This is a genomic window from Micromonospora eburnea (assembly GCF_900090225.1).
In the GTDB taxonomy this organism is placed as follows: domain Bacteria; phylum Actinomycetota; class Actinomycetes; order Mycobacteriales; family Micromonosporaceae; genus Micromonospora; species Micromonospora eburnea.
In genome coordinates, this window is record NZ_FMHY01000002.1 from 5,024,697 (window position 1) to 5,051,652 (window position 26,956).

Below are 26,956 nucleotides of genomic sequence, written 5' to 3' on the forward strand. Positions count from 1 at the left end.
AATCACGCGAAACCAATTCAGATCATCTCTTCCAGCACACCGGCGACCGGCCGTATCGCATCGTCGCCGATGAACTGATCTCGAAAAGGAGCCGCCGTGTCGAATCAGCTCGCACCGATCGAAGCCGAACCGCGCGAGAGCGGGATCCGCTGGCGCCGGTTCGCCGTCACCTTCGGCACCGTCGCGGTGGGTGCGGCCGCGATGGTCGCGCTCACCGCGCAGGGCGCGCTCGGCGTGCAGTTCGCCATCTCGGGCATGCCGTTCACCGTCACCGCCGACCGACTCGACGGCACCGGCTTCGAGCAGTTCGCCACGATCGACAACATGATCGAAAACAGCCCCAACGAGGGCGACACCGGCGGCCAGGTCCTGGTGATGGTCTCCGCGATCGACCGGGCCCAACTGACCAACCTCTGCCAGAGCATCAACCTCGGTGGCATCAACCTGCGGATCACCGCCGGCGACCGCGGCCGGCCGGTCAGCGCCCGGACCCTGGTCGTCGACGGCGACCAGGTCGCCGGCAACGCCTCGTTCAACAACATCAACGTCGGGCAGGACGCCAGCACCCTCGACCAGGTGCCCGGCGTACGCGGCAACCCGGGCGTCTTTTCCCAGCAGGCCGACAAGGTGACCATCACCAACCTGCGGCAGAACAACTACGCCACCACGGCGGCGGTGTTCACCCTGCCGAACCTGCACATGTCGTTCAGCACCGACGGGTGCTGACATGACCGCCGGCAGGCACGTCGCGGCGCCGGCAGGCCGTCCCCCGGGCGGGCGCTGGCGTCGCTGGCGTCGGGGGCGCCCGTTCACCGCCGGGGTGCTGATCGCGCTCGGCGGCGCCGAGATGCTGGTGACCCTGCGGGCACCGCTCGGCGTGCTGCTGCACGTCGGGCCGCAAGGGCTGGCCGCGTACCTGGTGCCGGCCATCCTGCTGCTCTGCGGGGTACTGCTGATCGCCACCCCGCAGCAGCGGGTCTTCTACGCGCTGCTCTCCCTGGTGCTCGGGCTGGCCTCCTGGCTGACCTCGAACCTCGGCGGCTTCCTGGTCGGGATGCTGCTCACCCTGGTCGGCGGGGCGCTCGCGTTCGCCTGGACGCCGGCCAAGCAGCGCCGGCACCCCGACACCGCGTCCGCACCGGCCCCCGCCGCACCGCCCGCGCCCCGGGCACCGGAGGAGGAGGACGTCGGCACCGCGCTGTTGCCGGGCGCGGAGCAGCCCGACCGGACCGCCGCCGACCGGGGCTGACGCAGCGGAGGCGGACCCCGGTCGGCCGCCCCGGGACACCGCCGGCCGGCGACCAACGGTGCACGGCCCGGCCCCCGGCGGGCGGAGCCGGCACAGGTGGCCGGCGCCGCTCAGCGGGCGGTGTCGGCGACCGCCTGCGCGAACACCTCCGAGCGGTGCTCGAAGTTGCGGAACCGGCCGTAGCTCGGGGCGGCCGGGGAGAGCAGCACCACCCCGCCGGCCGGGGTCAGCTTGCGGGACAGCCCGACCGCGGCGACCAGGTCCTCGGCCAGCTCGGTCCGCACCGCCGGCAGCCCGGCGAGCGCCTCGACGATCCGCGGCCCGCTGTCCGGAATGCCGATCACGGTGATCTCCCGCTCGGCCAGGTGGTCACGCAGCGGGCTGTAGTCCAGGCCCCGGTCGTTGCCACCGACGATCACGGTCAGCGGCCGTCCCTCGTACGCGTCGATCGCGTGCATCGCCGCGTACGGGCTGGTCGCCAGGGTGTCGTCGACGAACGTGACACCCGACGGGTCGGGGATCTCGGTGAGCCGGTGGGCCAACCCCTGAAACTCGGCGACCGCGATGGCGAGAGCGTCCTTGCGGCCCACCACGTCGACACCGAGCGCGTCCAGCACGGCGAGGGCCACGCAGAGGTTGCTCTCGTTGTGCCGGCCCACCAGGGGCAGCACCGCGCGCGGGAAGAGCGGAGTGTCCCGCAGGTGGAACCAGGGGGTGCCGTCCGGGCCGGAGGCGACGTGGGTGGCGCTCGGCAGGCCGGCCCGCACCGCGGCCCGGTCCCCCAACTCCACGGCGAGCCGCGGATCGGCGCCGTTGACCACCACCGTGTGCGGGCCGTGCGCGAGCAGATTGAGCTTGTCCCGGTAGTACTGCCGTTCACCGCCGTGCGCGTCGAGATGCTCGGGGAAGAGCGCGGTGACCACCGCCACCCGGGGCGATTCGGTCAGGTCGGCGCACTGGTAGCTGGACAGCTCCAGCACGTACAGCTCCGCCTCGGGCAGGTCGAGCAGCGGCACGCCGATGTTGCCACCGAAGACGTTCGGCCGGTCCATCGCGGTGAGCAGGCGGCTGATCAGGCTGGACGTGGTGCTCTTGCCCTTGCTGCCGGTGACCCCCACCGTCCGGTCGCCGTGATCGGCCATCCAGAGCGCGCTGCCCTGGGTGACCGGGACCGCGCGACGGCGCAGCTCGACCATCCACGGATGGGTGCTCGGCACCCCCGGCGACCGGACCACCACGTCGGCGGCGGCCAGCCGGTCGAAGCCCTCCTCCCCGGTCACCAGCGGCGCGGCGGCGGCGACCGGCCCCTCCCAGGGCAGGCTGAGGAAGTTCGCACTGTCGTCGACGGCGACCAGGCCGGCCGGGCCGTGCGCGGCGATCGCGGTCACCGCGGCCCGACCCTCCCGGCCGGCACCCCAGACGGCGACATGACGTCCTCGCAGATCAGACAGGCGCACAGGCACTCCTCGACAGTAGCGACGGCGGTCGGCGGACACCGTCCGGCACAGCCGGACACGGCCGGACGAACCAGGGCCTAGTATTGCGTGTGCCCAACGAGCAGCTCCGGCGGATGGACGCCTTCACCTTCCCGTCCTACTCGATCGACTTCGCCACCGGGGAGGCGTTGTTCGACTACGCGCTGACCGGCCCGGACGGCGAGCAGCGGTTCACCGAGGCGATCACCCTCCCGCTGCCGGCCGAGCCGGTGTCGGACGAGACCGCGGCCACCCTCACCCGGGTCCTGGAACTGCTGCACGTCGTCGCCGGAGTCAGCTACTACAAGGCCGCCGCACCGCGCCGGCTGGTGCTGCCCTCGCCGCTGGGCGCCGCCGCCGTCGAGCTGGTCACCGCCGTCTACACCAAGGGCCTCGGCGAGTACGCGTACCGCAACCGGCTGCCGCACGTGCTGGAGCTGCGCCCGGAGGTGCCGGCCGGCGAGGTCGCCCCACCCCGGGTGTACGACGACTCGGACCGCCGGCCGTTGTCCGCCGTCGGTGGGGGCAAGGACTCCATCGTCACGCTGGAGGCGCTGCGCCGGGCCGGCCTCGACCCGGTGCCCTTCTCGGTCAACCCCAACCACGTCATCGTCTCGGTCAACGAGGCGTCCGACCTGGTGCCGCTCGCGGCCCGGCGCCGGATCGACCCGGTGCTGTTCGACCTCAACGCGGCCGGCGCGCTCAACGGCCACATCCCGGTCACGGCGATCAACTCGCTGATCGCGGTCGCCACCGCCGTGCTGCACGGGCTCGGCCCGGTGGTGATGTCCAACGAACGCTCGGCATCCGACCCGAACCTGGTCTGGAACGGCCACGAGATCAACCACCAGTGGTCCAAGGGCGTCGAGGCGGAGGGGCTGCTGCGGGCCGCCCTGGCGGAGCACGCCGGGCTCACCGAGCCGTACTTCTCGCTCCTGCGGTCGCTGTCGGAGCTGCACATCGCCCGGCTCTTCGCCGAGATCGACCGGTACGACGCGGTGGTGACCAGCTGCAACGCCGCGTTCAAGCTGCGCGACGCGAGCGAGCGCTGGTGCCGGGACTGCCCCAAGTGCCGGTTCGTCTTCCTGGCCATGGCGCCGTTCATGACCCGGGAGCGGATCACCCGCATCTTCGGTGGCGACCTGCTCGCCGACCCCACCCAGATCGCCGGCTACCGGGAGCTGCTCGGGGTCGACGGGCACAAGCCGTTCGAGTGCGTCGGCGAGGTCGAGGAGTCGGTGGTGGCGCTGAGCCTGCTCGCCGAGCAGGAGCAGTGGCGCGACGCGCCGGTGGTCCGCGCCCTGGTGGAGGCGCTGCCGGACACCGCGTGGTCAGCCGCGGCCAGCTCCGACGTCTTCACCCCCGGCGGCCCGAACTTCGTTCCGCCCGGCTACGCCAAGGCCCTGACCGCCCTCACCTGACCGCCTCCCGCGCGGGCACCACGGGCGCTCACCGCACCGACTGGGGCGCCATTTCTCCCCGGCTGATCCGCAGAGTCAGCACGTCGGTGCGGACAGTGATGTGCCCGTGGAACAGGGGTGCGCCGCCGGCCCCGTAGCCGATCTGGGTCCCGGTGATCAACGGATGGCCGGCGGCCACCCCGAGCCGGGCGGTCGCCTCCTCGTCGGCGAGCACGGCGGCGAGGTCGATCTCCGCCCGGCGTACCGGCATTCCGGTCGCGGTGGCCAGGAACTCGAACATGTCCAGGTCGATGCTGACCAGGCCGGACGGGTCGAGGTCCCGGCCGTCGAAGCGCAGCGGCAGGTGGTCACGGATCCAGGCTGCCGCGACTCCGTCAACGGCGAACAGCCGGTCGACCCGCCACACCTCCGATTCCGGCTGAAGGCCGAACAGCTTGGCGCAGTCGGCCGGGCACTTCGCCCGGCTGACCGCGGCGTCCTGCAGGGTCGGCCGGTGGCCGGAGGCGGTGATCCGGTCCCGGAGCGCGGTGACGTCGCCGATTGACACCGGCACCCGCTCGGCGCCGTCGTGCACGAACGTGCCGATGCCCCAGGTACGGGTCACCATCCCCTCGGCGGCGAGCTGGCCGAGCACCTCACGCACCGTCGCCCGGCTGACCTCCAGCCGGTCGGCGAGTTCCCGCTCGTTGGGCAGCTTGTCGCCCGACCGGAACTCGCGGCCGATCAGCTCACGCAGCCGACCGTGCGCGGTCTGTAGCGCGGTCTCGCGCCGAGCCATCCGCTCTCACCTCTCCGTTTCTCGCCGCCGGCCGCGGCGTACGGAGTCTAGTTCCTGACTTCCCCGTACGCCGATCGACCGAAAGGCGTTACCAGACCTGTTCCAGCACCCGGAGGGTGTTGCCGCCGATCACCTTCGCGATCTCGTCGTCGGAGTAGTCGTGCTTGACCAGCCAGCCGACGATGTTCCCGAACGCCTCACCCGGGTTCTCCAGCCCGGAGACATACTCCACCCGAGGGTGCTCCGGCCGGTTTCCGGCGTCGTGGGCGTAGTTGCCCGCGTACGTGTTGTGCACGCCGACGTGGTCGCCGAACATGGTGTCCGGCCCGAAGCTGACGTGGTCGATGCCGACCAGCTCCACGCAGTAGGTGAAGTGGTCCATCACCGACTCGATCGAGTGGTGCGGGTGGTCCGCCGAGAGCGTGGTGTGCGGAGCGGCCTCGATACCGATCACGCCACCCCGCTCGGCGCAGGCCCGGATCACCTCGTCCGGCTTCATCCGAGGGGTGTTCCAGACCGAGCGGGCACCGGCGTGGGTGATGAACACCGGCACCCGACTCGCCTCGATCACGTCCAGCGAGGTCTGATCGCCGGAGTGCGAGATGTCAATGGCGATGCCGAGCTTGTTCATCCGATCCACCGCGCGCCGGCCGAAGTGGGTCAGACCGCCGTCGTGTCGCTCGGAGAGGCCACCGCCGAGCATGTTGGCCTGGCTGTACGCGATGCCGAGCTGGCGTACGCCGAAGCCGTAGAGGATGTCGATCCGGTCCAGCTCGTTCTCGATCGGGCTGCTGCACTCCAGGCCCGCGATCATCGCCAGCCGGCCGTCCCGCTTGGCGGCGTGGATGTCGGCGACGGAGGTGGCCAGAAAAACGTGGTCCTGCTTGTAGAAGTCGCTCATCCGCATCCCGAGGGCGTAGATGAGGTCATTCCACTTCCAGCCGTTCTCGCTGGTGACACAGGACGCGCCGGCCATGAAGTTGTCGACCACCGCGGTCAGCCCGGAGCGGGCCAACCCCTCGTAGCCGGTCCGCTGTCGGGCGGTGCGGTTGTAGGCGCGCAGCTCGCGTACGTCCTCGGGCAGGATCACCGGGTGCTCGTGCAGCGAGATCGCGACGTGGTCGGTGAGCAGCCGAGTCACCCGTGCCCGCTGCGCGTCGGACAGGCCGAGGTCGTGCTCCGGTACTCGACCGATCTCCTTCGCGAGGGTGAACACCCGGTAGTCCGAGTGGGGTTCCAGGTATGAGTAGGACCTGTGACCCTCGTACCGGCGGGCGGGTTGTTGCAGCAAGGCACCTTCTCCTTTGGGAAACGGCCCGCTGGCCTCAGGCGGCCAGCGGATAGTGGCAGGCAACCGGATGTTCGCCGGTGGCCAGCGGCGGCTCGGTGGTGGCGCAGGTCTCGGTCGCCTGCCAGCAGCGGGTACGGAACCGGCAGCCCGACGGCGGGTTCACCGGGCTGGGCGGGTCACCGGCGAGCAGGATCCGCCCGCGCTCGCCGCGGCCGGCCGGCTCGGGCACCGGCACCGCGGAGAGCAGGGCCCTGGTGTACGGGTGGCGGGGTGTGCCGTACAGGCTCGCCTCAGCCCCGGTCTCCACCAGCTTGCCGAGGTACATCACGGCCACCCGGTCGGAGATGTGCCGGACCACGGACAGGTCGTGGGCGATGAACACGTACGCCACGCCCAGCTCGTCCTGGAGCCTTTCCAACAGGTTGACCACCTGGGCCTGGACCGAGACGTCCAGCGCGGAGACCGGCTCGTCGCAGACGATCACGTCCGGCCGCAGGGCCAGCGCCCGGGCGATACCGATGCGTTGGCGCTGGCCACCGGAGAACTGGTGCGGGTAGCGGTCCAGGTGCAGGCTCGGGTCGAGGCCGACCAGTTCCAGCAGCTCCCGGACCCGGTCCAGCCGGCGGTGCCGGTCCAGCACGTCCGGGTGGATCTCGAACGGTTGGAGCAGGATCTCCCGGACGGTGCGGCGCGGGTTCAGTGAGGTGTACGGGTCCTGGAGCACGATCTGGATCCGCCGCCGCAGGGCGCGCAGCTCGCGCCCCCTGGCCTCGTGCACCACCGACTCGCCGAAACGCACCGCGCCGGAGGTCGGCTGCTCCAGCCCGACCAGCATCCGGGCCAGCGTGCTCTTGCCGCACCCGGACTCGCCCACCACGCCAAGGGTCTCGCCCCGGCGCAGGTCGAAGGAGACCCCGTCGACGGCCTTGACCACGCCGCCGGAGGTGAACGGCACCCGTCCCTTGATCGGAAAGTGCTTGACCAGGTTCTCGACCCGCAGCACCACGTCGTCACCGGCTGGTGGCACCGAGCACCTCCTCGTGGTGGTGGCAGGCGCTGGCCCGGTCGCCGGGCAGCGTCGTCAACGGGGGCAGGGTCGCCCGACACTCGTCGGTGACCCGGGGGCAGCGCAGGTGGAAGGGGCAGCCGATGGGCAGCCGGGCCGGGTTGGGCGGAGCACCGGGAATGGCGTACAGCACGTCGTCGCGTCGGTCCACCCGGGGCATCGAGGCGAGCAGCCCTTCCGTGTACGGGTGCGCCGGGTCGTCGAAGATCTGCTCCACCGTGCCGCGCTCGACGATCCGGCCGGCGTACATCACCGCCACGTCGTCGGCGACCTCGGCCACCACCCCCAGGTCGTGGGTGATCAGCAGCAGGCCCATCCCGCTGTCGCGCTGGATCTCCGCGAGCAACTCCATCACCTGTGCCTGCACGGTCACGTCGAGGGCGGTGGTCGGCTCGTCGGCGATCAGCAGGTCCGGCTCCAGCGCGATGGCGAGCGCGATCATGATGCGCTGCCGCATTCCGCCGGAGAACTGGTGCGGGTAGTCGCGGATCCGGTCCTTGGCGGCCGGGATGCGGACCCGGTCCACCAGCTCCACGGCGCGTCGGCGGGCGTCCGCCCGGGACATCCCCCGCCGGACTCGCAGCACCTCGATGATCTGGTGCCCGACGGTGAAGACCGGGTTGAGTGCGGCCATCGCGTCCTGGAAGACCATGCCGATCTCCTCGCCGCTGATCCGCTCGCGCTGTTTGCGGGGCAGGGTGAGCAGTTCCCGGCCGCGCAGCCGGACCGCGCCGCTGATCCGGGCCGGCGGAGTGTCCAGGATGCCCATCACCGCCTGCGCGGTGACACTCTTGCCCGAGCCGGACTCGCCGAGAATGGCCAGGGTCTTGCCGGACTCGACCTCCAGCGACACTCCGTTGACCGCCTGGACCGGTCCGCTCGGGCCGGGGAACGCGACCCGCAGGTCGGCGATTTCCAACAGCGTCATCGCAGCACTCCGGCTTCGGCCAGGAAGTCGCGCACCACCCGCTGGAACAGCTCCGGCTCCTCCAACTGCGGCGAGTGCCCGGAGTTCTCGAAGACCACCAGCCGGCTGTCCGGCACCAGGTCCGCGATCATCTGCGAGGCGGCCACCGGGGTACGCCAGTCGTGCCGGCCCACGGTGACCAGGGTCGGGCAGGTGATCGAGGGCAGCTTCGGCTTGAGGTCGTAGCGGGGCATGTTCTGCCCGAAGGCCGCGTTGTGGGTGCGGTAGTGGAACCGGGTGGTGGCCAGCCGGGCCTCGTCCTTGGCCGGGTCGTGCTGGTGGTCGTAGAGCGGCAGGATCGCCTGCCAGTACTCGCGTAGCTGCTCGTTGCTCTCGAACCGGCCGGTGCCGATCCGCTCGATCACCCACTCCGGGATCACCGACCGGTCGGTGTTGCGGGCCCGCTCGACGGCCAGGTGGTCATGCGCGGTGTCCGCCGCGGTGTCGCGCAGGATCAGCGCGGAGACCCGGTCGGGATGGGCGATGGCGTATTCCATCGCGATGAACCCGCCGTACGAGCCACCGGCCATCACGATCTTCTCGTAGCCGAAGTGCTCCCGGATGGCGTCCACGTCGGCCACCCACTGCTCGTGGGTGAACGGCTCGTCGTCGCTGGACTCCCCGGAGCCGCGGGCGTCGAAGACGATGACCCGCATCCGGTCGGAGAACGGGCCGAACGCCCGCTTCGGCTCGCTGCGCGAGCCCAGGCCGGGCGCGCCGTGGTGCACGATCATCGCCGGGCCGTCGGTCGGGCCGAACGCCTCGACGACCAGTTCCGCGCCGTTGATTTTCATCGGACCCCTTCGATGACGTTGGATGCCAGGTCGCGCGGGTAGCCGGTCAGCCGGCGGGGCCCGGACTCCTGCACCAGGACCGTGTCGGAAATGCGGTAGCCGGCGTGGCCGGGAACGTAGACACCGGGCTCGCTGGAGAGCAGCATCCCGGGGGCGAGGATGGTGGCGTCCCCGTCCTCCACCCACGGCGCCTCGTGGTTCTGCAGGCCGATGCCGTGTCCCTGGCGGTGCCGGATGTAGTCGCCCAGCCCGTGCTCACGCAGCACGTCCAGGCAGATCCGGTTGACCTCGGCGCAGCTGCGCCCGGCGATCATCGCCTGGGTGCCGACCTCCTGCGCCTCGCGGTCGGCCTCGTAGTAGCGCACCTGTTCGGCGGTGGGTTCGCCGATGACGAAGGTGCGCTCGCTCTCCACGAATCGGCTGGCCACGGCGGCGCCGAGGGAGAGGATCAGCGTGTCGCCGGGCTGGATCCGCCGCCGGGTCGGCAGGCCGTGCGGCAGCGCCGAGTTCGGGCCGGCGTAGACCAGCCCACCGGCCAGCTTGGTGGTGTAGACGACCAGGTCGTACTCGGCGTACATCCGGTCGGTGCCGTACCCGATCACGTGCCGGGCGATCTCGTCCTCGCGGGGCAGCGGGCCGCCGCCGGCCAGCGCCTCGTCGATCAGCCCCCGTCCGGCGGCCAGCATCTCGTCACAGATGCGCGCGGCGGCCTCATGGAACGGGATCTCCTCGGGGAACTTGCGCAGCCGCAGCTTCGCCACCGCGTCGGTGGTCTCCAGGGTCGCCCCGGTGACGGCCTGCGACAGCGCCTGGAACGTGCCGACCGGCACCCCGGCGCCGACCCCGATGCGGCGGGTCGGTCCGCCGCATCGGGCCAGTGCCGAGGCGAGCGTCTGCTCGGCGCTGACGACGCCGGGGTACTCGAAGTAGGTGACGGTCGGTACCCGCACGTCCTGCTGGGCGGCGTACTCCTCGTCCAGCCGGGGGATGACCAGCAGCGGCTCCCCCTCGCGCGGCATCCACAGGTAGACCGGCCGCTCGGTGGCGATGTAGAAGAAGCCGCTCAGGAAGGCGACGTCGGCCGGCGAGGTGGCCAGGAAGCCGTCCAGGCCGCGCTCGTCGAGCGCCTCGGACAGCCGGGTACGGACGGTGGTGTAGAAGCTCTCGGGCAGCCGCATGGTCAGCCTCCGTTCCGGCGCGGGTCACGGGTGTCGTTGAAGCGCATCCCGGCGACGGTCGCCGCGAGCACCAGCAGGAGGATCGCCAGGGACGGAAAGAGGGTCTGCCACCAGGCGATGGCGACGACGCCGCTGCGCTGGGCGTTGAGCAGGATTCGTCCCCAGGACCACGCGTCCGGGTCGCCGAGGCCGAGGAAGCTCAGCCCGGCCTCGGAGATCACCGCTCGGGAGGCGGTCAGCAGCACGCTGACCACCATCAGCGAGACCACCGCGGGCAGGATCTCCCGGGTGACGATCCGCCAGCCGGTGGCCCCGAGCACCCGGGCGCCGTCGATGTACGGCATCGCGCTGATCACCAGGCCCTGCGACCGGATCAACCGGGCCACCTCGGGCCAGGCGAAGAACCCGATGATCACGGTCAGCGTGACCACGCTGGGGTTGACCACCGCGGCCAGCATGATCATCAACGGCAGGGTGGGCAGGGCCAGCATCACGTCGGTGATCACCGTGGCGACCGCGTCGATCGGCCGGAAGTACGCCGAGGCCAACCCGATCGCGGTGCCCAGCACGATCGCGATCACCGAGGCGGCCAGGCCGATCACCAGGCTCGTCCGGGTCCCCCAGACCACCTGGGCGAAGATGTCCTGCCCGAGGTCGTCGGTGCCGAACCAGTGGGCACCGGACGGGGATTGCAGCACGTCCGGGCCGGCGCCGGTGGGCTCGTCGGCGATCAGCGGCGCGAAGACCGCCATCAGCACCATCACGACCAGCACCAGCATGGACAGCATCGCGGCGGGCTGAAGCAGGAAGCCGTACCTGGACCGCCGGGCGGCGGCCGGGGCGACCGGCGGCACCGCCTGCTCGGTCAGCACGGGCGCGCTCACGGCACCCTCCCTTCAAACGTGACGGTGATCGGTTCGGGGCGGCGCGCCGGACTAAGCGCGCCCGGCCGGTGATCCCGGGCGACGGGGGCGGCGCCGCGCCGCGCCGCGCGCACCCCGTTCACAGCCGGATCCTCGGGTTGAGGACCGCGTAGAGCATGTCGGTCAGCGCGTTGGCGACGACCACGGTGACAGCGAGCATGATGAATGCGCCCTGGAGCACCGGGTAGTCCTGCTGCCCGACCGCCTCGTAGATCAGCCGGCCGACGCCGGGGTAGGCGAACACGGTCTCGGTGAGCACCGCGCCGCCGACCAGGGTGCCCAGTTGCAGTCCCATCAGGGTCAGCGCCGGCAGGATCGCGTTGCGCAGGCCGTGCTTCCAGACCCGGCGGCGGGCCGACAGGCCCCGGGCCTGGGCGGCCCGGATGTAGTCCTCGCCGAGCACCTCGATCATGTTGGTGCGCAGGGTGAGCGCGTACGGGCCGAGCTGCACCAGCACCAGGGACAGCACCGGCAGCACCAGGTGGTGAGCCAGGCTCAGGTAGGCCGCCGCGCCCCGGGTGTCCGGGTCGATCGCCCCGCCGATCGGGAACCAGCCGAGCTGGGCGCCGAGGAAGACCAGCAGCAGCATGGCGACGCTGGGCACGAAGAGCGCGTGCCCGCCGATACCGAGCGCCTGGAGGGCACGGTCCAGCCACTTGCCCCGATGCACGGCGGCGGAGACGCCGATCGGGATGCCGACGGCGATGGTGATGACGAACGCGGTGCCGGCCAGCAGCAGCGTCCAGGGCAGCCGGTCGACGATGATGTCGGTGACCGGTTGGATCTGCCGGAACGAGATGCCCAGGTTGCCCTGGACCAGCTCCCGCAGGTACGAGACGTACTGCTCCCACAACGGCCGGTCCAGGCCGTACGTCTTGAGCAGTGCCGCCTGCATCTCCGGCGTCATGTCCCCCTCGACCATCAGGGTCGTGGGGTCCCCCGGCAACAGCCGGAGCAGGAAGAACGTCGAAGTGATCGCGATCCACACGGTCAGGACGGCCTTCAGTGCCCGGCTGAGCACGAAACGCGCCACGGGGGACCCCTCCTCTCCCTCGGGTTTCCGGTTACTTGACCGGGGTGACCTGTGCCAGCGAGTACGCGGTGACCATGCCGAGCAGGTCCGACGGCGACGGGGCGAAGCCGGTGAACTTGCTGGCGTTGTAGGCGAACCGGAAGTTCTCCACGTACAGCGGGGTCAGGTACGCCTGCTCGTGGACGACCTTGTCGATGTTCTTGATCTTGGTCTTGAACGCCTCGGGGTCGGTGGTGCCGGCCGCGTCGTTGATGAGCTCGTCCATCTCGGACGACTCCAGCAGGTTGTAGTTGATGCCACCCGGGTTGGTGGACAGGTAGGTGCTGCGCAGCTGGTCCATCGGGTTGTCGAAGACGCCCCACTGCGAGGCGTCGATGTCGTACTCGCCGTTCTTGGTGCGGGAGAGGAAGGTGTTCCGCTCGACGCACTCGTTCTCCAGCTTGATGCCGGCCTTGGCCGCGCTCTCGCGGAAGAGCTGCACCACCCGGGTCATGTTGGCGTTGGACTGGTCGCACGCCACGCCGAACTTCAGCTCGTCGAAGAAGCCGTCGTTGTTCGCGTCCTTGTAGCCGGCCGCGGTCAGCTTGGCCTTCGCCCCGGCCGTGTCGAACGGGTAGGGCTGGAGCTCGGTGTTGTCGTAGTCCGAGAAGATCGGCGAGATCGGCCCGGCCATCTCCTGGCCGTCGCCCTGGAGCACCGCGGAGATGATCCCCTTGGTGTCCACCGACATCGACAGCGCCTGCCGGACCGCCTGGTCGGCGAGGTACTTGTTCTTCATGTTGTAGGTCAGGTGGGCGAAGCCGAGCGCGCCGACCTTCGCCAGCTTGATCTTCGAGTCACCGTCGAAGGTCTTCGCCGCCGACACCGGGACCGGGGTGCCCATCAGGTCGATGTCGCCATTGCGCAGTGCCAGCATCATCGTGTTGACGTCCGGGTACACCCGGTACTCGACCTGGCTGACCGCGGCCTTGCCGCCCGGGGCCAGCGGGTAGTTCTCGTTGCGCTTCATCACGTAGCGCTGGCCCTTGGTCATGCTGTCCAGCACGAACGGCCCGGCGCCGACCCAGTTCGAGTCGTTGGGGAACTTGGAGAGATCCCCGGCCTTTTCGAAGACGTGCTTCGGCACGATCGACATCCAGAAGCCGACGCCCTCGGCGAACGGTGCGTACGGCTGGGACAGCTTGAACTTGACCGTGCTGGCGTCCGGCGCCTCGATCGACTCGACCCAGGTCAGCTTGGCGGCCACGTTGCCGAGCTTGTACTTCATGATCATGTCGGCGCTGAACTTGACGTCCTCAGCGACCACCGGCTTGCCGTCGGTCCACTTGAAGTCGTCCCGCAGCACGAACACGGCGGTCTTGCCGTCGTCCTCGTAGCGGTACTCCTTGGCCAACTCCGGCGCCTTCTTGGCGTTCTCGTCGATCCGCAGCAGGTGCGGATACATCGCGTTGAGGATCCACGAGTCGGTCTTGCTCAGCGACTGCAACGGGTTGAAGTTGCTCACGTCGGTGGTGGTGCCGATCCGCAGCACCGAGTTGTCACCCGAGCCGCCGGAGGACGAGGAGGAGCCCTCGTTCAGACCGCAGGCGGACAGGCTCAGGGCGGCCGCCGCGCCGAGCGCGACAGCGAGCCGCCACCGACCCTTGACTGTCATTTTCACCAAACCTCCTGAAGAACCCGGATGATGTTGCCGCCGATAACCTTGGCGATCTCGTCGTCGGAGTAACCGTGCGTGACGAGCCAGCCGACGATGTTGCTGAAGCACTCCGCCGGGTTCTCCATGCCGCTCACGTACGGGACCCGGGGGTGGTCCACCACGCCGTGGGCCTTGCCGATCGCCAGGTGCTGGGTGAAGCTGTCGTGCAGCCCGACGTGGTCACCGAAGTTGGTGTCCGGGCCGAACGCCACGTGGTCGATGCCGACCAGCTCCACGCAGTAGGTGAAGTGGTCCATCACCGACTCGATCGAGTGGTGCGGGTGGTCCGCCGAGAGCGTGGTGTGCGGAGCGGCCTCGATACCGATCACGCCACCCCGCTCGGCGCAGGCCCGGATCACCTCGTCCGGCTTCATCCGAGGGGTGTTCCAGACCGAGCGGGCACCGGCGTGGGTGATGAACACCGGCACCCGACTCGCCTCGATCACGTCCAGCGAGGTCTGATCGCCGGAGTGCGAGATGTCAATGGCGATGCCGAGCTTGTTCATCCGATCCACCGCGCGCCGCCCGAAGTGGGTCAGACCGCCGTCGCGGTCCTCGGAGAGCCCGGAGCCGAGCATGTTGGCCTGGCTGTACGCGATGCCCATCTGGCGTACGCCGAAGCCGTAGAGGATGTCGATCCGGTCCAGCTCGTTCTCGATCATCGTGGCCGCTTCCAGACCCGCCACCAGGGCGATCTGGCCGTTGCGCTTGGCCTCGAAGATCTGGTCCAAGGTGGTCGCCACCACCACGTGGTCCTGCTTGGCGATGTCGGCGAAGCGCAGGCCGATGTCGTAGATGACGTCGTCCCACTTCCAGGCGTGCTCGCTGGTCACGCAGCCGGTGCCGTTCATGAAGTTGTCGAAGACCGCGGTCATCCCGGAGCGGGCCATGCCTTCGAAGCCGAAGGCGTTCCGGCCGGTGCGGTTGTAGTCCCGCAGCTGGCTCACGTCGGCCGGCAGGATCTTCGGGTGCTCGTGCAGCGAGATGGCCATGTGCTCACGGAGCAGCCGGGCCACTCGGGCACGCTGCTCGTCGCTGAGGCCAAGGTCGTGTTCGGGCACCCGGCCGATCTCCGGCGCCAGGTCGAAGACCTTGTAGTCGACGTGCGGGGTCAAGTAGTCGAAGGACCGGTATCCGGCATAACGGGGGGCAGGTTCCTGCACTAGTCAGCTCACCTTCGTCACGCGTCAGAGGCATGAGGATGGAGGTCTGACCTCATGCCACTGGCAGATTAAGTGAGAGACGAACACCACCGGAATACCTCGTGACCCGACCGTTACCTCAAATCCGATCGCGTCTACGCAGGTCAAGCCGGTGAGCGCGGCGACAGGCCGGACGGCTGATGCGGTACCGCCCCGTAAACCCGATCTCCGCTCGAACGGAAAGCCGGGACAGTCGGTCCCTCGGTCAGGCAATCTTCGACCAGGTGGTCAGACCACCTTCCAGGTTGGTCGGGCCGTTCGGCCCTCCACTCGACGGCCCTGGGCGCACCCCGACCCACTCTCGGGCGACAGCAACGACGAGACCCCTAAACGACCAGGCCCGGGCCCGGCTCAGGAGCGGCGGACCGCGTCCAGGGCGAGCAGGGCAACGTGCAGGGAGAGGCAGGCGTCGACCGAGTCGAGGTCGACGTCGAGGATCCGGCCGATCCGGGCCAGCCGCTCGTAGAACGCCGGTCGGGACAGGTGCACCGCCGCAGCCGCCGCCGACTTGTTCCGGCCCGACTGCAGGTACTCCCGGAGGGTGCCGAGCAGCGGCTCCCGGGGATGCTGGGCGTCGTACGCCAACAGTGCGCCGAGTTCCCGCTCGACGAAGGTCTGCACCCGGGGCTCGTCGCGCAGCAGGTGCAGCAGCCCGGCGAGGCCGACATGGGGCAGCCGGAAGATCAGCAGATCGCGTCGATCCCGGCGGGCCGCCTGGGCGATCTGCCGGGCCTCCACCAGCGACCGTCCGGCCTCCCGCAGGCTGCTCACACTGGAACCGGCGGCGACGATCACCGCGGCCGGGCGGGACATGCCGCCGACAGGCGTGCGGGGCGCCGGCGGGCGGGCCGGAGCGGCGTCGAGACGTACCCGGCGCAACGCCGCCGCGAAGGCGGTCAGCACCTTCTCCTCGGCGCCCGGATCGGGCAGCGCCAGCAGCGCCCCCACCGCATGGTCGTCGACGGCACTGGTCAGGCCGGTGAGCTTGGCCTCCCGCAGCGCGTGGCCGACCGCCTCAGCGAGGTCGCGCAGCCGGGCCGGACCGGCCTCCGGCCCGTTGTCGACGCCCGGCGCCGCGCCGTCCCCGGCCGGCTCGTCGGCGCGGTAGCGGACCACCACGCCGACCAGGTGCCGGCGGTCCAGCGGCACGCCCAGCGCCTTTGCCCGCAGCGCCACCTCGTCCACCGGGCGGGAGTGGTCGAGCAGGGCGGTGAGCAGGGTGCGGTGGATCTGGCGTTCCAGCCCCTCCGCGTCGCGACGGATCAGCCGGCCCAGGGCGAGGGTGGAGGCGGCCCGCTCGACCAGAATGGTGAGCCGGGTGGGCGGACTGCCCGAGCCGGCCCCGTACGGACCGGCACCCGCCCCGTCACCGTCGGTCCGCTCGGCCGATGTGGACCACGTCGCCCCGGGTCCCACCGAGCCGCTCGGCCCCTCGGCCGGGGCAGCCGGCGGCTCGGCGCCAGGGCCGTCGACCGGCTGTGCCCGGCCGGTGGTCAGTTCCCCGCCGGCCGGCCAGCGCAGCAGCAACCGCCCCCAGTCCTGGCCGCGCGCGCCGACGGTGGTCACCAGCCACCCGCTGTCCGCGTCGTACGCGGTGCGCCCACCGGGACGGATCCGCCGCGAGTGCTGCTCCCAGCGTTCCAGCAGCAACTCGGCGCTCTCCCCCGCCGGGTCGTACGCGAGCACCTGCCGGGAGAGGTTCTCCAGCACCACCGGGCACCCGGACAACTCGGCGGCCTGCCGCACCACCTCGGCCGCGCCGGCGCCCTCCACGGACAGCTCGGTGAACCGCTGGTGGATCTCCTCGGTGGCCCGCAGCTCGGTGAGCTGCGCGTCCACGATCAGCGCGTGCACCGCCTCGGTGATCCGCACGAACGGGATGGCCCGGCGTAACTCGACCAGGGGCAGCCCGCGCCGCTCGGCGGCGGCGGCCATCACCCGCGGCACCCCGCTGACGTAGCGCCGGCCCAGCTCGACCACCAGCCCGGAGACCCCGACGTCGGCCAGGTCGCCGATGAAGGCGCGCAGCCCCGCGTCGTCCGCGGGCAGCCCGATGCCGGTGGTCAGCACCAGCTCGCCGCCGCCGAGCAGGGTGGCGATGTCCGGCACCTCGGCGGCGTGCACCCAGCGGACCGGCCGGTCCAGGCCCGCGTCACCGGCGACCAGGCGCGGGGCACCGTGGCGTACCGGCACCAGGGCCAGCACCTCGCGCACGGTCGGAAACATGCGCGTCACGCTACCGTCCGTGACCAGGAAACTCGACTATCCGGTTGGGTGGCACGCGGCGGACCAGGTCAGCCGCCGGCCACCGCACGCGGGCAGGAACCAGACGGCAGGCAACCCTGCGTCATCCGGCTCAGAGAAGCCGATCCGGCACCCCTCACCAACTCGCGGCAGCGGTGCCAGCCGCCGCCGAGCGGCTGGCACCGGCGAGCTGACCCCTCTTCCCGCGGCGTCGCTCAGTCGACGCCGAACTCCATCGCGGCACGGTCGAGTGCCTCGTCCTCGGCGGAGGAGACACCCCGGGAGGCGATGGCTTCCGCACCGCCCTGTGGCATCGCGCCGATCAGCCCGGTCGAGGCTGCCTGCGCGGCGCCGACCATCCGCTGAGGGGCCCCGCCGCCGACCATCCCGAGGGTGGCGTACTGCTCCAGCTTCGCCCGCGAGTCGGCGATGTCCAGGTTGCGCATGGTGAGCTGGCCGATCCGGTCCGACGGGCCGAACGCCGAGTCCTCGGTACGCTCCATCGACAGCTTGTCCGGGTGATAGCTGAACGCCGGGCCGGTGGTGTCCAGGATCGAGTAGTCCTCGCCCCGGCGCAGGCGCAACGTCACCTCGCCGGTGACCGCCGTGCCGACCCAGCGCTGCAACGACTCGCGCAGCATCAGCGCCTGCGGGTCCAGCCAGCGCCCCTCGTACATCAGCCGGCCCAGGCGGCGACCCTCGTTGTGGTAGTTCGCCAGGGTGTCCTCGTTGTGGATGGCGTTGACCAGCCGTTCGTACGCGGCATGCAGCAGCGCCATGCCGGGCGCCTCGTAGATGCCCCGGCTCTTGGCCTCGATGATCCGGTTCTCGATCTGGTCCGACATGCCCAGGCCGTGCCGGCCGCCGATGGCGTTGGCCTCCAGCACCAGATCGACGGGGCTGCCGAACTCCTTACCGTTGATCGTCACCGGACGACCCTGGTCAAAGCCGATCGTGACATCCTCGGTCGGGATCTCCACCGTCGGGTCCCAGAACCGGACTCCCATGATCGGATCGACCGTCTCGATGCCGGTGTCGAGGTGTTCGAGGGTCTTCGCCTCGTGCGTGGCACCCCAGATGTTGGCGTCGGTGGAGTATGCCTTCTCGGTGCTGTCCCGGTACGGCAGGCCGCGTTCGAGCAGCCACTCCGACATCTCCTTACGCCCGCCCAGTTCGGTGACGAAGTCGGTGTCGAGCCACGGCTTGTAGATGCGCAGCTGCGGGTTGGCCAGCAGGCCGTACCGGTAGAACCGCTCGATGTCGTTGCCCTTGAAGGTCGAGCCGTCGCCCCAGATCTGGACGTCGTCGGAGATCATCGCCCGCACCAGCAGCGTCCCGGTCACGGCCCGGCCCAGGGGGGTGGTGTTGAAGTACGCCCGCCCGCCCGAACGGATGTGGAAGGCCCCGCAGGTCAACGCCGCCAGGCCCTCCTCGACGAGGGCGGCGCGGCAGTCGACCAGGCGGGCGACCTCGGCGCCGTAGCTGAGCGCGCGACCGGGCACCGAGACGATGTCGGGCTCGTCGTACTGGCCGATGTCGGCGGTGTAGGCGCAGGGAACGGCGCCCTTGTCGCGCATCCACGCGACCGCGACCGAGGTGTCGAGGCCGCCGGAGAAGGCGATGCCGACACGTTCGCCGGTGGGCAGGGAGGTGAGAACCTTGGACACGAGGAAGATTATTCACCAGGGCGCATGGTCATGCAAGCGGAAGTGCTCTACGAGACCCGCAGCGGCTACCCGCTGCCGAACGGCGGATCGTCGCGACCCAGCTCCCAGCAGGCCACCGCGGTGGCGGCGGCGACGTTGAGCGAGTCCACCCCGCGCCGCATCGGGATCACCACCCGTACGTCGCTGGCGTCCATCGCCGCCCGGGTCAGGCCGGCCCCCTCGGCGCCCATCAGCAGCGCCGCCCGGGCCCGCTGGGCCGCGTCCAGCCGCTGGATCGGCACCGCGTCCGGCGCGGGCGTCATCGCCAGCACCGTGAAACCCGCCGCCCGGACCTGGGCGAGCGCGTCCGGCCAGGGCTCCAGCTTCGCGTATGGGATGGCGAAGACCTCGCCCATGCTGACCCGGACGCTGCGCCGGTAGAGCGGGTCGGCGCAGGTCGGAGAGAGCAGCACGGCGTCCACCCCGAGCGCGGCCACGGCCCGGAAGATCGCGCCGAGGTTGGTGTGGTTGTTGACGTCCTCCAGGATCACCACCCGGCGGGCGTCGGCCAGCGCCTCGGCGCCGCTCGGCAGCGGCTTGCGGTGGAACGAGCCCAGCACACCCCGGTGCACGTGGAAACCGGTGGCCCGCTGGAGCACCTCCGGGGTGGCCGCGTACACCGGGGCCTCCCCGGTCTCCAGGTCGGCGAGCTGATCCACCCGCTTGGCATCGACCAGGTACGACCGGGCCGGATAGCCGGCCCGCAGCGCCCGGCGCAGCACCAGCTCGCCCTCGGCGATGAACAGGCCGTGCGGGGGCTCCCAACGGGTCCGCAGCTCGACGTCGGTCAGCGCACGGTAGTCGGCGATCCGGTCGTCGTCGGGGTCGGTGATCTCGTGGACGGGCACCGGTCGATTCTGCCGGATGAAAGGAAGGGCCCCCCATTAACGCCTCCGGTATAGAAGGGTTCCTCTCTCACAAGGGCTCAGCGGCTCCGCTCGTAGCGCAGCAGCACCGAACGGCCGTCGAAGCCGCGCGTCTCCACCAGCCGCAGGTCGAGGCGCTCCTTGCCGGGGAAGAGCGGGATGCCGCCGCCGAGCACCACCGGGTGCACCACCACGTGGTACTCGTCGATCAGGCCCAGGTCGGCGAGCGCCGCGGCGGCCCCCGAGCCCCCGCTGAGCAGCAGGTCCTTGCCCGGCTGGGCCTTCAGCTCGGCGACCTCGGCGGCCAGGTCGCGGCCGATCACCCGGGCGCCGTACCCGGCGGTCTCCAGCGTGCGGGAGATGACGACCTTCGGGGTACGCCGCCAGACCGGGGCGAACCGCAGGTCGTGCGGATCCTGGGAGATCTGTTCCGCACGCGGCCAGTACCAGGACATCAGCCCCCACACCTTGCCGCCGTAGAGGAAGGTGTCGGCCCGGTCGCACAGCTCGAAGGAGTACGCGGACAGTTCCGGCCCCATGGCCGGCCAGTCGAACTCACCGTTCGGCCCCTCGATGAAGCCGTCGAGCGACTGGTGCACCCAGTGGACGAGCTTGCGCATGATGTTCCCCCTGCCCGGTGGCGCCCCCGGCGGGCACCCACACCGCTGGGTCGGAGCCCCTAAACGAAATCCGACACCCCCGGGAACGCATTCCTCTCACCGGGTTGCCACGCGGGCCAGGGCTGCGCGGTGAAAGGGGGCCCCTTCTCTACCGTAGGAGTTAACAGGGGCCCCTTCCTTCTACTCAGCCGCGGCTGCGGCCCTGGAGCCAGCGCAGCAGGTTCGGGGACAGTTCCTGATCCTGCTGTTGCTGCTGTCGCCGCTGCGGAGGGACCTGTGGCTCCGGGCGCTGCGGGTTGCCGGCCAGCTCGTGGCTGGGCGCGGTGAAGTCCCGGACCGGCTTGCCGTCGACCGCCGTACGGATGATCCGGGCGACGGCGTCGATCACCTTGGCCTGCACGGCCGAGCCGACCAGGTCGGTCGAGTCGTCGGGGTTGGCCGCGATGCCGGCGACGGCCACCTGCGGGGTGAAGCCGACGAAGGTCTCGGTGGCGTTCTGCTCGGAGCTGCCGGTCTTGCCGGCGACGGGCCGGCCGACGATCCGGTCGACCGAGGTGGCCGTACCGCCGTTGCACTGCCCGTACGCGGACTGCTGGCCGACCGGGCAGCGGGCCGCGTCGGTGGCGGCCCGGGCCACGTCGGGGTCCAGGACCCGCTTGCAGGAGGGCTGCCCGACATCGACCTTCTCGCCGTTGGCGGCGGTCACCGAGACCACCGGCAGCGGGGTGCAGTACGTCCCCTCGGCCGCCACCGTGGCGTACGCGTTGGCCAGGTCGAGCGGGGTGGTGGCGGCCACGCCCAGGGTGAACGCGCCCCAGTTGTCCGCGTTGTTCGCGGCGAAGGCGGCGTCGGAGGGGGCCCGGAAGGTGATGCCGAGCCGCTGTGCCATCTCCACCGCCTTCTCCGGGCCGATCTGCTCGGCCAGCCAGACGAAGTACGTGTTCACGGAGCGGCCGAAGCCGTCCCACATCATCCGGTAGCCGTCCATCCACTGCGGGTTGGCGTTGGCCGGGCACCACTTGCCGCCGCAGTTGCCCTCGGCGTCCGAGGCGTAGCGGGTGGGCAGCTTGGCCGGGGCGTCGAAGCCGGTGGCGAGCGGCTTGCCGGCCTCCAGCGCGGCGAGCATGGTGAACAGCTTGAACGTCGAGCCGGCCTGGTAGCCGCTGACGCTGGCGCCGCCGGAGATCAACGGGTTGACGGTGTTCGGGTGGTTGGCCTGTCCGGCCGGGTTGTCGGCCAGGCTGTAGTGCCGGTTGACCGCCATGGCGAGCACCCGGCCGGTGCCCGGCTCGACCGCGGCGATCGGCAGGGCGCGCTTGTTGTCGTACCCGTAGACGGCGGTGGCCTGCTGCTGCGCGGTCTGCTGGATCTTCGGGTCCAGCGAGGTGACCACCGTGTAGCCGCCACGGCGTAGCGCCTGCTCGCGCTCCTCGACCGTGTCGCCGAAGGCCGGCTGGTCCAGCCACCAGCGGCGGAGGTAGTCGCAGAAGAAGCCCCAGTCGTCGTGCCCCTGGCCGACCGCGGTGCAGCCGTTGGGCTGCGCGGTGGGATGCAGGGTGAGCCGCTCGGCCTTGGCCGCGGCGGCCTGCTGCGCGGTGATCGCGCCGGTCTCGGCCATCGCGTCGAGGACGTACGCCCGGCGGGCGAGGGCCCGGTCCTGGTCCCCGTCGATCGGGCTGTACGCGTCGGGCGACTGGACCAGTCCGGCGAGCAGGGCCGCCTCGGCCAGGGTCAGTTGGGCGGGCGGCTTGCCGAAGTAGCGCTGGCTGGCCGCGGCGACGCCGTACGCCCCGGAGCCGAAGTACGCGATGTTTAGGTAGCCGTTGAGGATCTCGTCCTTGCTGAGGGTCTTCTCCAGGGCGTTGGCGTACCGGATCTCCTGGAGCTTGCGCCCGATGGTCTGCTCGGTGGCGGCCTGCCGCTCCTCGGCGGTGCGGGTGGGGTCGGTCTTGAGCACGTTGCGGACGTACTGCATCGTCAGCGTGGAGCCGCCCTGCTCGGTGCCGCCGCCGGTGACGTTGGCGACCAGGGCACGGGCGAGGCCGCGCAGGTCGGCGCCGCCGTGGGAGTAGAAGCGGCGGTCCTCGGCGGCCACGATCGCCTGCCGCATCACGGGGGCGATCTCGGCCAGCGGCACGTCGGTGCGGTTGACGTCGTAGAACGTCGTGATCAGGGTCTTGCCGTCGTTGGCGTAGAGGTAGGAGCGCTGGGGCTGGGCGGGGGTGCGCAGCGCGTCGGGCAGCTGCGCGTACGCGCCGAGGGCCGCCTTGGCGACGAACCCGCCGAGCAGGTTGCCGGGTAGGACGGCGACCGCGAGGACGAGCCCGGCGAGGACGCCGGCGAGCAGCACGGTGAGCAGCCGCGACAGCGGCGACCGGGGAGACGGCATGGACTCCAGATTGCCGCGAAAGCCACCAACCGACCAGCCCGCCAGGCAACTGTCAGCCACTTCACGGTGACCTCCCAGCCGCCCTTCCGCAGGTCAGCTGGGCGGGCGGACCACGCTGGCGGCCATCGCGTCGCGGGCGATGGCGGCGGGCACCAGGCGCCCGGAGCGGTAGCCGATGCCGAGCCCGGCGACCAGCGCGAAGATCGCCCCGAAGGTCTGCAACGAGCCGAGCAGCGCGCCGCCGAGGCCGAGCAGCGGGGCGGCGATCATCAGCATGATCCCGTCACCCCAGGAGAAGATCCCGGACCGGGCCACCGACCATCCGGTGCACAACCATCCGATGGTGTAGCAGGTCGCGCCGGCCAGGACGAGGGTGCGCGCGGTGGTGCCGAAGACCGGCGCCTGCTCGTCCAGCCCGGCGAAGGGCAGCATCAGCACGACGCCGGCGATGCTGACCAGCAGCCCGGTCGCGGCGACCCGCCGGCTCCGGGTGGCGGCGAGCAGTCCGGTGAGCGCCAGCAGCGCGAGCAACCCGAGCCAGACCGCGGCCACCCAGCCCACCAGGTAGAGCTGGTTGCCGTCGGCCGGGTACGGGTCGTTGCCCACCCCGCCGTCGCTGGCCATCGTCACCAGGCCGTAGAGGATCGCGTACGCGGGCAGCAGCCAGACCGCGGCGCGGGCGAACCGGCGTACCGACCAGGCCCAGCTCGCGTTGGTGGCCGGGGCGGCCGGCCCCGGCTCGGAGACGAACGGCAGCACCCCGAACCCGCCCCCGGTACGCCGGGAGCCGAGCGGTCCGACGGGATCGTGCTCGCCGGGAACCGGTTCCCTGGAGAACAGTTCCTTGGAGAACAGGCTCTTCGCCGGTTCCTTCATGCGTCACCTCGCTCCGCCGTCGGGCGGCGCGGGACGCGCTCGGCGCCCCGGTCCTGGTCACCACCCGTCCTTGAGACCGATGGTGGCAGGCACCGGGGCGCCGCATGAGACTTTCTCGCATTTGCCGCCCGAGATCGGACGGCCCCGCTCAGCCCCGCTCGCGCTGGTCCGAGGGGTCGTTGAGCAGGCTCTCCGGGGAGACCGGCTCGGGCGCCGGCAGACCCTGCTGCGGGACGTTGCCGCCGCCGGTGGCCTGCGCCTCGGCGACGCGTACCTCCTCGCGGATCTCCTGGGCGGCGCTGGCGGCGGCCTGCGCCGCCTCGGCGGCCTCCCGCTCCACCTCGCCGGCACCCTTGCTGGCCTCCGGCGACGGCACGTCGCCGACCATGTTGGCCAGCCCGCCGAGCGCGCCGCCCATCCCCTCCAGGGCCTTGGTCAGCTCGGCCGGGACGATCCAGACCTTGTTCGCCGAACCGTTGGCGATCTGCGGCAGCGCCTGGAGGTACTGGTAGGCGAGCACCTTCTGGCTCGGGTTGGCCTGGTGGATCGACTCGAAGACGGTCCGGATCGCCTTGGCCTGGCCCTCCGCCTGAAGGATCCGGGCCTGCCGGTCACCGTCGGCACGCAGCACGGCGGCCTGCTTCTCACCCTCGGCGGTGAGGATCTGCGACTGCTTGAGACCCTCGGCGTTCAGGATCGCGGCACGGCGGTCCCGCTCGGCGCGCATCTGCTTCTCCATCGAGTCGCGGATGCTCGGCGGCGGCTCGATCGCCTTGATCTCGACCCGGGTGACCTTGATACCCCACCGGCCCGTGGTCTCGTCCAGCACGCCGGACAGGTGCCGGTTGATCTCCTCGCGGCTGGTCAGCGCCCGCTCCAGGTCCAGCGAGCCGATCACGTTACGCAGCGTGGTGACGGTGAGCTGCTCGATGGCCTGGAGGAAGTTGGAGATCTCGTAGGTGGCCCGTACCGAGTCGACCACCTTGAAGTAGAGCACCGTGTCGATCGAGACGACCAGGTTGTCCGAGGTGATCACCGGCTGCGGCGGGAAGCTGACCACCTGCTCCCGCATGTCGACCTTGGTACGCACCGCGTCGATGTACGGCACGAGCAGGTTCAGACCCGGGTTCAAGGTCCGCTTGTACCGCCCCAGCCGCTCGACCACGTCCTGCCGCTGCTGCGGCACGATCCGCACCGCCTTGGCCAGCGTCACCACGACGATCACGGCAATGGCGATCAACACGACCGCTGCAAACTCCATACCGTTCACCTTTTCGTCTCGGGCAGTCCGCCCGGGGTGGAAATCTCGTCCTGCCAGACCAGGGCGGTCGCGCCCTGGACCTTTATCACCTGCACCCGCTCACCCACGGCGTAGCTCCGCGTCGCGTCGTACGCCCGAGCGGTCCACAACTCTCCGTCGATCTTGATCATGCCGTGCCCGACATCGACCGGCTCCATCACCAGCGCCGACGTCCCCTCCAGCGCGTCAACGCCGAAGGACCGCTCACCGCCCTCCAGCGCCGCCTGCGCGTGCCGCCGGATGACCGGCCGGAGCAGCCCCACGCAGAGCGCGGAGACCACGGCGAAGACGAGCGCCTGGAGCGCGACCGGAGCGCCGAGCGCGGCGGCTCCGGCAGCGGCGAACGCGCCGGCCGCGAACATGATCAGGAACAGCGTCGTCGTAAAGATCTCGGCGACCGCCAACACCACACCCAGCACGATCCACAGCACCGCGTCCACCCCACGATCGTGACACGCCGAAGCGAATCCCACGAACCCGTCATGATCAGTAAGCTCGCCGTCGTGTTCCTCGGCGATGCCGAGGTGCGACGCCGACGAGGAGACGACCATGGCCCTGCTGCCCGAGACCGCCCGACGGATCGACGCGCTGGTCACCCAGGCCCAGGCCGAGGGACACGGCCCCTCGGCCGCCCTCGGGGTGATCCGCGGCGGCAGCCTCGCCCACCTCGCGCTCGCCGGCGACCACCCCACCCCCGACGCGGACCTTCAGTACCGGATCGGCTCGATCAGCAAGACCATGACCGCCGTGCTGGTGATGCAGCAGCGCGACGCCGGCCGGCTGGCCCTGGACGACCCGCTGGACAGGCACCTGCCCGGCACCCCGGTCGGCGCGCTCACCCTGCGCCAACTGCTCGGGCACGCCAGCGGCCTACAGCGCGAACCGGACGGCCGGTGGTGGGAGCGGACCGAGGGCGCCGACCTGGCCACCCTCGTCGCCGGGCTCACGCCCGACAAGATCGCCCACCCGCCGCACCACGTCTACCACTACTCCAACCTGGCGTACGGGCTGCTCGGCGGGGTGCTGGAGCGGATCACCGGGACGCCCTGGGCCGAGTTGCTCCGGGAGCGGATCCTCGAACCGCTGGGCATGCGGCGCACCACCTACCACCCCACCGAGCCGTACGCCCGGGGCTACGTGGTGCATCCGTGGCACGACACGCTGCGCGAGGAGCCGCGTACCGACACCGGGGCGATGGCGCCCGCCGGTCAGCTCTGGTCGACCGTCGCGGACCTGGCCCGCTGGGCGGCGTTCCTGGCCGACCCGGCCCCGGACGTGCTCGCCCCGGCCACGCTCACCGAGATGTGCGCGCCGGTGGTGATCAGCGACCTGGACTCGTGGACCAGCGGGCACGGCCTCGGCGTGGAGCTCTACCGGGTCGGCGACCGGGTGTACGTGGGCCACGGCGGCTCGATGCCCGGGTACGTGGCCGGTCTGGTGGTGCACCGGCCCAGCCGTACCGCGGTGGTCGACTTCGTCAACTGCTACGGGCTGCGTGCCGGGCACCACGTGGTCGAACTGGCCCGGCAGGTGCTCACCCTGGTGCTGGACGCCGAGCCGGCCCTGCCCGCCCCGTGGCGGCCGGCCGCCCCGCCGACGGCCGAAATCGCCGAGCTGACCGGCCGCTGGTGGTGGATGGGCGTGGAGTACGAGTTCCGCCCGGACCCGGCCGGTGACCTGGTGGGCGGCCCGCTCGGCCGGCCGGTGCTCCGGTTCACCCCGGAGGGCCCGGACCGGTGGCGGGGCCGCTCCGGCTCGCAGGACGGCGAGATCCTCACCGTGCTCCGGGACGAGGCCGGCCGCCCGGTGGCACTCGACCTCGCCACCTTCGTCTTCACCCGTACCCCGGACCAGGAGCCCTGACCCCGGCGCCGCAGCACCG

General features: G+C 71.1%; 23 protein-coding genes. 4 read left to right on the forward strand and 19 right to left on the reverse strand.

The genetic code is table 11. The features are described 5' to 3' along the window. The first annotated feature begins 96 nt into the window (after positions 1–96). Together GA0070604_RS21610 and GA0070604_RS21615 are read left to right on the forward strand one after the other, a co-directional pair. Positions 97–726 carry a DUF6230 family protein gene (locus GA0070604_RS21610; protein ID WP_091121505.1) on the forward strand — a complete coding sequence of 210 codons (630 nt, stop codon included), beginning with the start codon at positions 97–99 and terminating at the stop codon, positions 724–726. Position 727: 1 nt separating this feature from the next. Then, complete coding sequence (locus GA0070604_RS21615; RefSeq protein ID WP_244162038.1) at positions 728–1,249, forward strand: DUF6114 domain-containing protein; 522 nt, start codon at positions 728–730, stop codon at positions 1,247–1,249. 110 nt (positions 1,250–1,359) lie between these two features. Here GA0070604_RS21615 and murD read toward each other — a convergent pair whose 3' ends face one another. Further along, positions 1,360–2,706 carry a UDP-N-acetylmuramoyl-L-alanine--D-glutamate ligase gene (murD, locus tag GA0070604_RS21620; protein WP_091121507.1) on the reverse strand — a complete coding sequence of 449 codons (1,347 nt, stop codon included), beginning with the start codon at positions 2,704–2,706 and terminating at the stop codon, positions 1,360–1,362. An 89-nt stretch (positions 2,707–2,795) separates the two neighbouring features. Between murD and GA0070604_RS21625 the strand changes: the two genes are divergently transcribed. Further along, on the forward strand, positions 2,796–4,145 hold the full coding sequence (locus GA0070604_RS21625) for a MurL-like N-terminal domain-containing (protein ID WP_091121510.1): 1,350 nt from the start codon (positions 2,796–2,798) through the stop codon (positions 4,143–4,145). A gap of 28 nt (positions 4,146–4,173) precedes the next feature. On the opposite strand, the gene GA0070604_RS21630 is transcribed toward GA0070604_RS21625, so the two are convergent. The 18 genes from GA0070604_RS21630 to GA0070604_RS21715 form a co-directional block, all read right to left on the reverse strand. Further along, positions 4,174–4,923 (reverse strand): GntR family transcriptional regulator, encoded by a 750-nt coding sequence (locus tag GA0070604_RS21630; RefSeq protein ID WP_091121513.1) that lies wholly within the window; start codon positions 4,921–4,923, stop codon positions 4,174–4,176. An 88-nt stretch (positions 4,924–5,011) separates the two neighbouring features. Then, positions 5,012–6,214, reverse strand: coding sequence for a dipeptidase (locus tag GA0070604_RS21635; protein WP_208602149.1), 1,203 nt, complete (start codon positions 6,212–6,214; stop codon positions 5,012–5,014). A gap of 34 nt (positions 6,215–6,248) precedes the next feature. Next, entirely contained in the window at positions 6,249–7,241 is a 993-nt protein-coding gene (locus GA0070604_RS21640; RefSeq protein ID WP_091121516.1) for an ABC transporter ATP-binding protein, read from the reverse strand. After that, positions 7,225–8,208 (reverse strand): ABC transporter ATP-binding protein, encoded by a 984-nt coding sequence (locus tag GA0070604_RS21645; RefSeq protein ID WP_091121520.1) that lies wholly within the window; start codon positions 8,206–8,208, stop codon positions 7,225–7,227. Before GA0070604_RS21645 ends, GA0070604_RS21640 begins: the two co-directional genes overlap by 17 nt. After that, a complete protein-coding gene (locus GA0070604_RS21650) occupies positions 8,205–9,041 on the reverse strand; it encodes an alpha/beta fold hydrolase (RefSeq protein WP_091121525.1) in 837 nt (278 codons plus the stop codon). Before GA0070604_RS21650 ends, GA0070604_RS21645 begins: the two co-directional genes overlap by 4 nt. Further along, positions 9,038–10,219, reverse strand: a complete 1,182-nt coding sequence (locus GA0070604_RS21655; protein ID WP_091121527.1) for a M24 family metallopeptidase — start codon at positions 10,217–10,219, stop codon at positions 9,038–9,040. The genes GA0070604_RS21650 and GA0070604_RS21655 overlap by 4 nt, the downstream gene beginning before the upstream one ends. Positions 10,220–10,221: 2 nt before the next feature. Beyond that, positions 10,222–11,103 carry an ABC transporter permease gene (locus GA0070604_RS21660; protein WP_244162039.1) on the reverse strand — a complete coding sequence of 294 codons (882 nt, stop codon included), beginning with the start codon at positions 11,101–11,103 and terminating at the stop codon, positions 10,222–10,224. Positions 11,104–11,221: 118 nt separating this feature from the next. Next, positions 11,222–12,175 carry an ABC transporter permease gene (locus tag GA0070604_RS21665; protein WP_091121530.1) on the reverse strand — a complete coding sequence of 318 codons (954 nt, stop codon included), beginning with the start codon at positions 12,173–12,175 and terminating at the stop codon, positions 11,222–11,224. A gap of 31 nt (positions 12,176–12,206) precedes the next feature. Next, a complete protein-coding gene (locus GA0070604_RS21670) occupies positions 12,207–13,829 on the reverse strand; it encodes an ABC transporter substrate-binding protein (RefSeq protein ID WP_091121534.1) in 1,623 nt (540 codons plus the stop codon). A gap of 2 nt (positions 13,830–13,831) precedes the next feature. Next, positions 13,832–15,034, reverse strand: coding sequence for a dipeptidase (locus GA0070604_RS21675; RefSeq protein WP_091121538.1), 1,203 nt, complete (start codon positions 15,032–15,034; stop codon positions 13,832–13,834). Positions 15,035–15,424: 390 nt separating this feature from the next. Beyond that, entirely contained in the window at positions 15,425–17,299 is a 1,875-nt protein-coding gene (locus GA0070604_RS34475; RefSeq protein ID WP_091121541.1) for a PucR family transcriptional regulator, read from the reverse strand. A 233-nt stretch (positions 17,300–17,532) separates the two neighbouring features. Beyond that, a complete protein-coding gene (gene argG, locus GA0070604_RS21685) occupies positions 17,533–18,984 on the reverse strand; it encodes an argininosuccinate synthase (RefSeq protein ID WP_091121542.1) in 1,452 nt (483 codons plus the stop codon). A 65-nt stretch (positions 18,985–19,049) separates the two neighbouring features. Then, positions 19,050–19,889 carry a TrmH family RNA methyltransferase gene (locus GA0070604_RS21690; RefSeq protein ID WP_091121546.1) on the reverse strand — a complete coding sequence of 280 codons (840 nt, stop codon included), beginning with the start codon at positions 19,887–19,889 and terminating at the stop codon, positions 19,050–19,052. A gap of 59 nt (positions 19,890–19,948) precedes the next feature. After that, positions 19,949–20,509 (reverse strand): dihydrofolate reductase family protein, encoded by a 561-nt coding sequence (locus tag GA0070604_RS21695; protein WP_091121549.1) that lies wholly within the window; start codon positions 20,507–20,509, stop codon positions 19,949–19,951. 184 nt (positions 20,510–20,693) lie between these two features. Continuing rightward, a complete protein-coding gene (locus tag GA0070604_RS21700; protein ID WP_091121553.1) occupies positions 20,694–22,898 on the reverse strand; it encodes a transglycosylase domain-containing protein in 2,205 nt (734 codons plus the stop codon). A gap of 93 nt (positions 22,899–22,991) precedes the next feature. Next, positions 22,992–23,774, reverse strand: coding sequence for a hypothetical protein (locus tag GA0070604_RS21705; protein ID WP_091121557.1), 783 nt, complete (start codon positions 23,772–23,774; stop codon positions 22,992–22,994). A gap of 148 nt (positions 23,775–23,922) precedes the next feature. Then, complete coding sequence (locus tag GA0070604_RS21710) at positions 23,923–25,035, reverse strand: SPFH domain-containing protein (protein WP_091121562.1); 1,113 nt, start codon at positions 25,033–25,035, stop codon at positions 23,923–23,925. 5 nt (positions 25,036–25,040) lie between these two features. Then, positions 25,041–25,514 (reverse strand): NfeD family protein, encoded by a 474-nt coding sequence (locus GA0070604_RS21715; RefSeq protein WP_091127311.1) that lies wholly within the window; start codon positions 25,512–25,514, stop codon positions 25,041–25,043. A gap of 109 nt (positions 25,515–25,623) precedes the next feature. On the opposite strand from GA0070604_RS21715, the gene GA0070604_RS21720 reads away from it, so the two are divergent. Next, entirely contained in the window at positions 25,624–26,937 is a 1,314-nt protein-coding gene (locus GA0070604_RS21720) for a serine hydrolase domain-containing protein (RefSeq protein WP_091121566.1), read from the forward strand. Positions 26,938–26,956 lie beyond the last annotated feature (19 nt).

Coding starts and splice junctions, on each gene's coding strand:
- GA0070604_RS21615 (WP_244162038.1), top strand. CDS start 728: ATGACCGCCGGCAGGCACGTCGCGGCGCCGGCAGGCCGTCCCCCGGGC.
- GA0070604_RS21630 (WP_091121513.1), bottom strand. CDS start 4,923: ATGGCTCGGCGCGAGACCGCGCTACAGACCGCGCACGGTCGGCTGCGT.
- GA0070604_RS21645 (WP_091121520.1), bottom strand. CDS start 8,208: ATGACGCTGTTGGAAATCGCCGACCTGCGGGTCGCGTTCCCCGGCCCG.
- GA0070604_RS21650 (WP_091121525.1), bottom strand. CDS start 9,041: ATGAAAATCAACGGCGCGGAACTGGTCGTCGAGGCGTTCGGCCCGACC.
- GA0070604_RS21655 (WP_091121527.1), bottom strand. CDS start 10,219: ATGCGGCTGCCCGAGAGCTTCTACACCACCGTCCGTACCCGGCTGTCC.
- GA0070604_RS21670 (WP_091121534.1), bottom strand. CDS start 13,829: ATGACAGTCAAGGGTCGGTGGCGGCTCGCTGTCGCGCTCGGCGCGGCG.
- GA0070604_RS34475 (WP_091121541.1), bottom strand. CDS start 17,299: ATGTTTCCGACCGTGCGCGAGGTGCTGGCCCTGGTGCCGGTACGCCAC.
- GA0070604_RS21695 (WP_091121549.1), bottom strand. CDS start 20,509: ATGCGCAAGCTCGTCCACTGGGTGCACCAGTCGCTCGACGGCTTCATC.
- GA0070604_RS21700 (WP_091121553.1), bottom strand. CDS start 22,898: ATGCCGTCTCCCCGGTCGCCGCTGTCGCGGCTGCTCACCGTGCTGCTC.
- GA0070604_RS21705 (WP_091121557.1), bottom strand. CDS start 23,774: ATGAAGGAACCGGCGAAGAGCCTGTTCTCCAAGGAACTGTTCTCCAGG.
- GA0070604_RS21710 (WP_091121562.1), bottom strand. CDS start 25,035: ATGGAGTTTGCAGCGGTCGTGTTGATCGCCATTGCCGTGATCGTCGTG.
- GA0070604_RS21720 (WP_091121566.1), top strand. CDS start 25,624: ATGGCCCTGCTGCCCGAGACCGCCCGACGGATCGACGCGCTGGTCACC.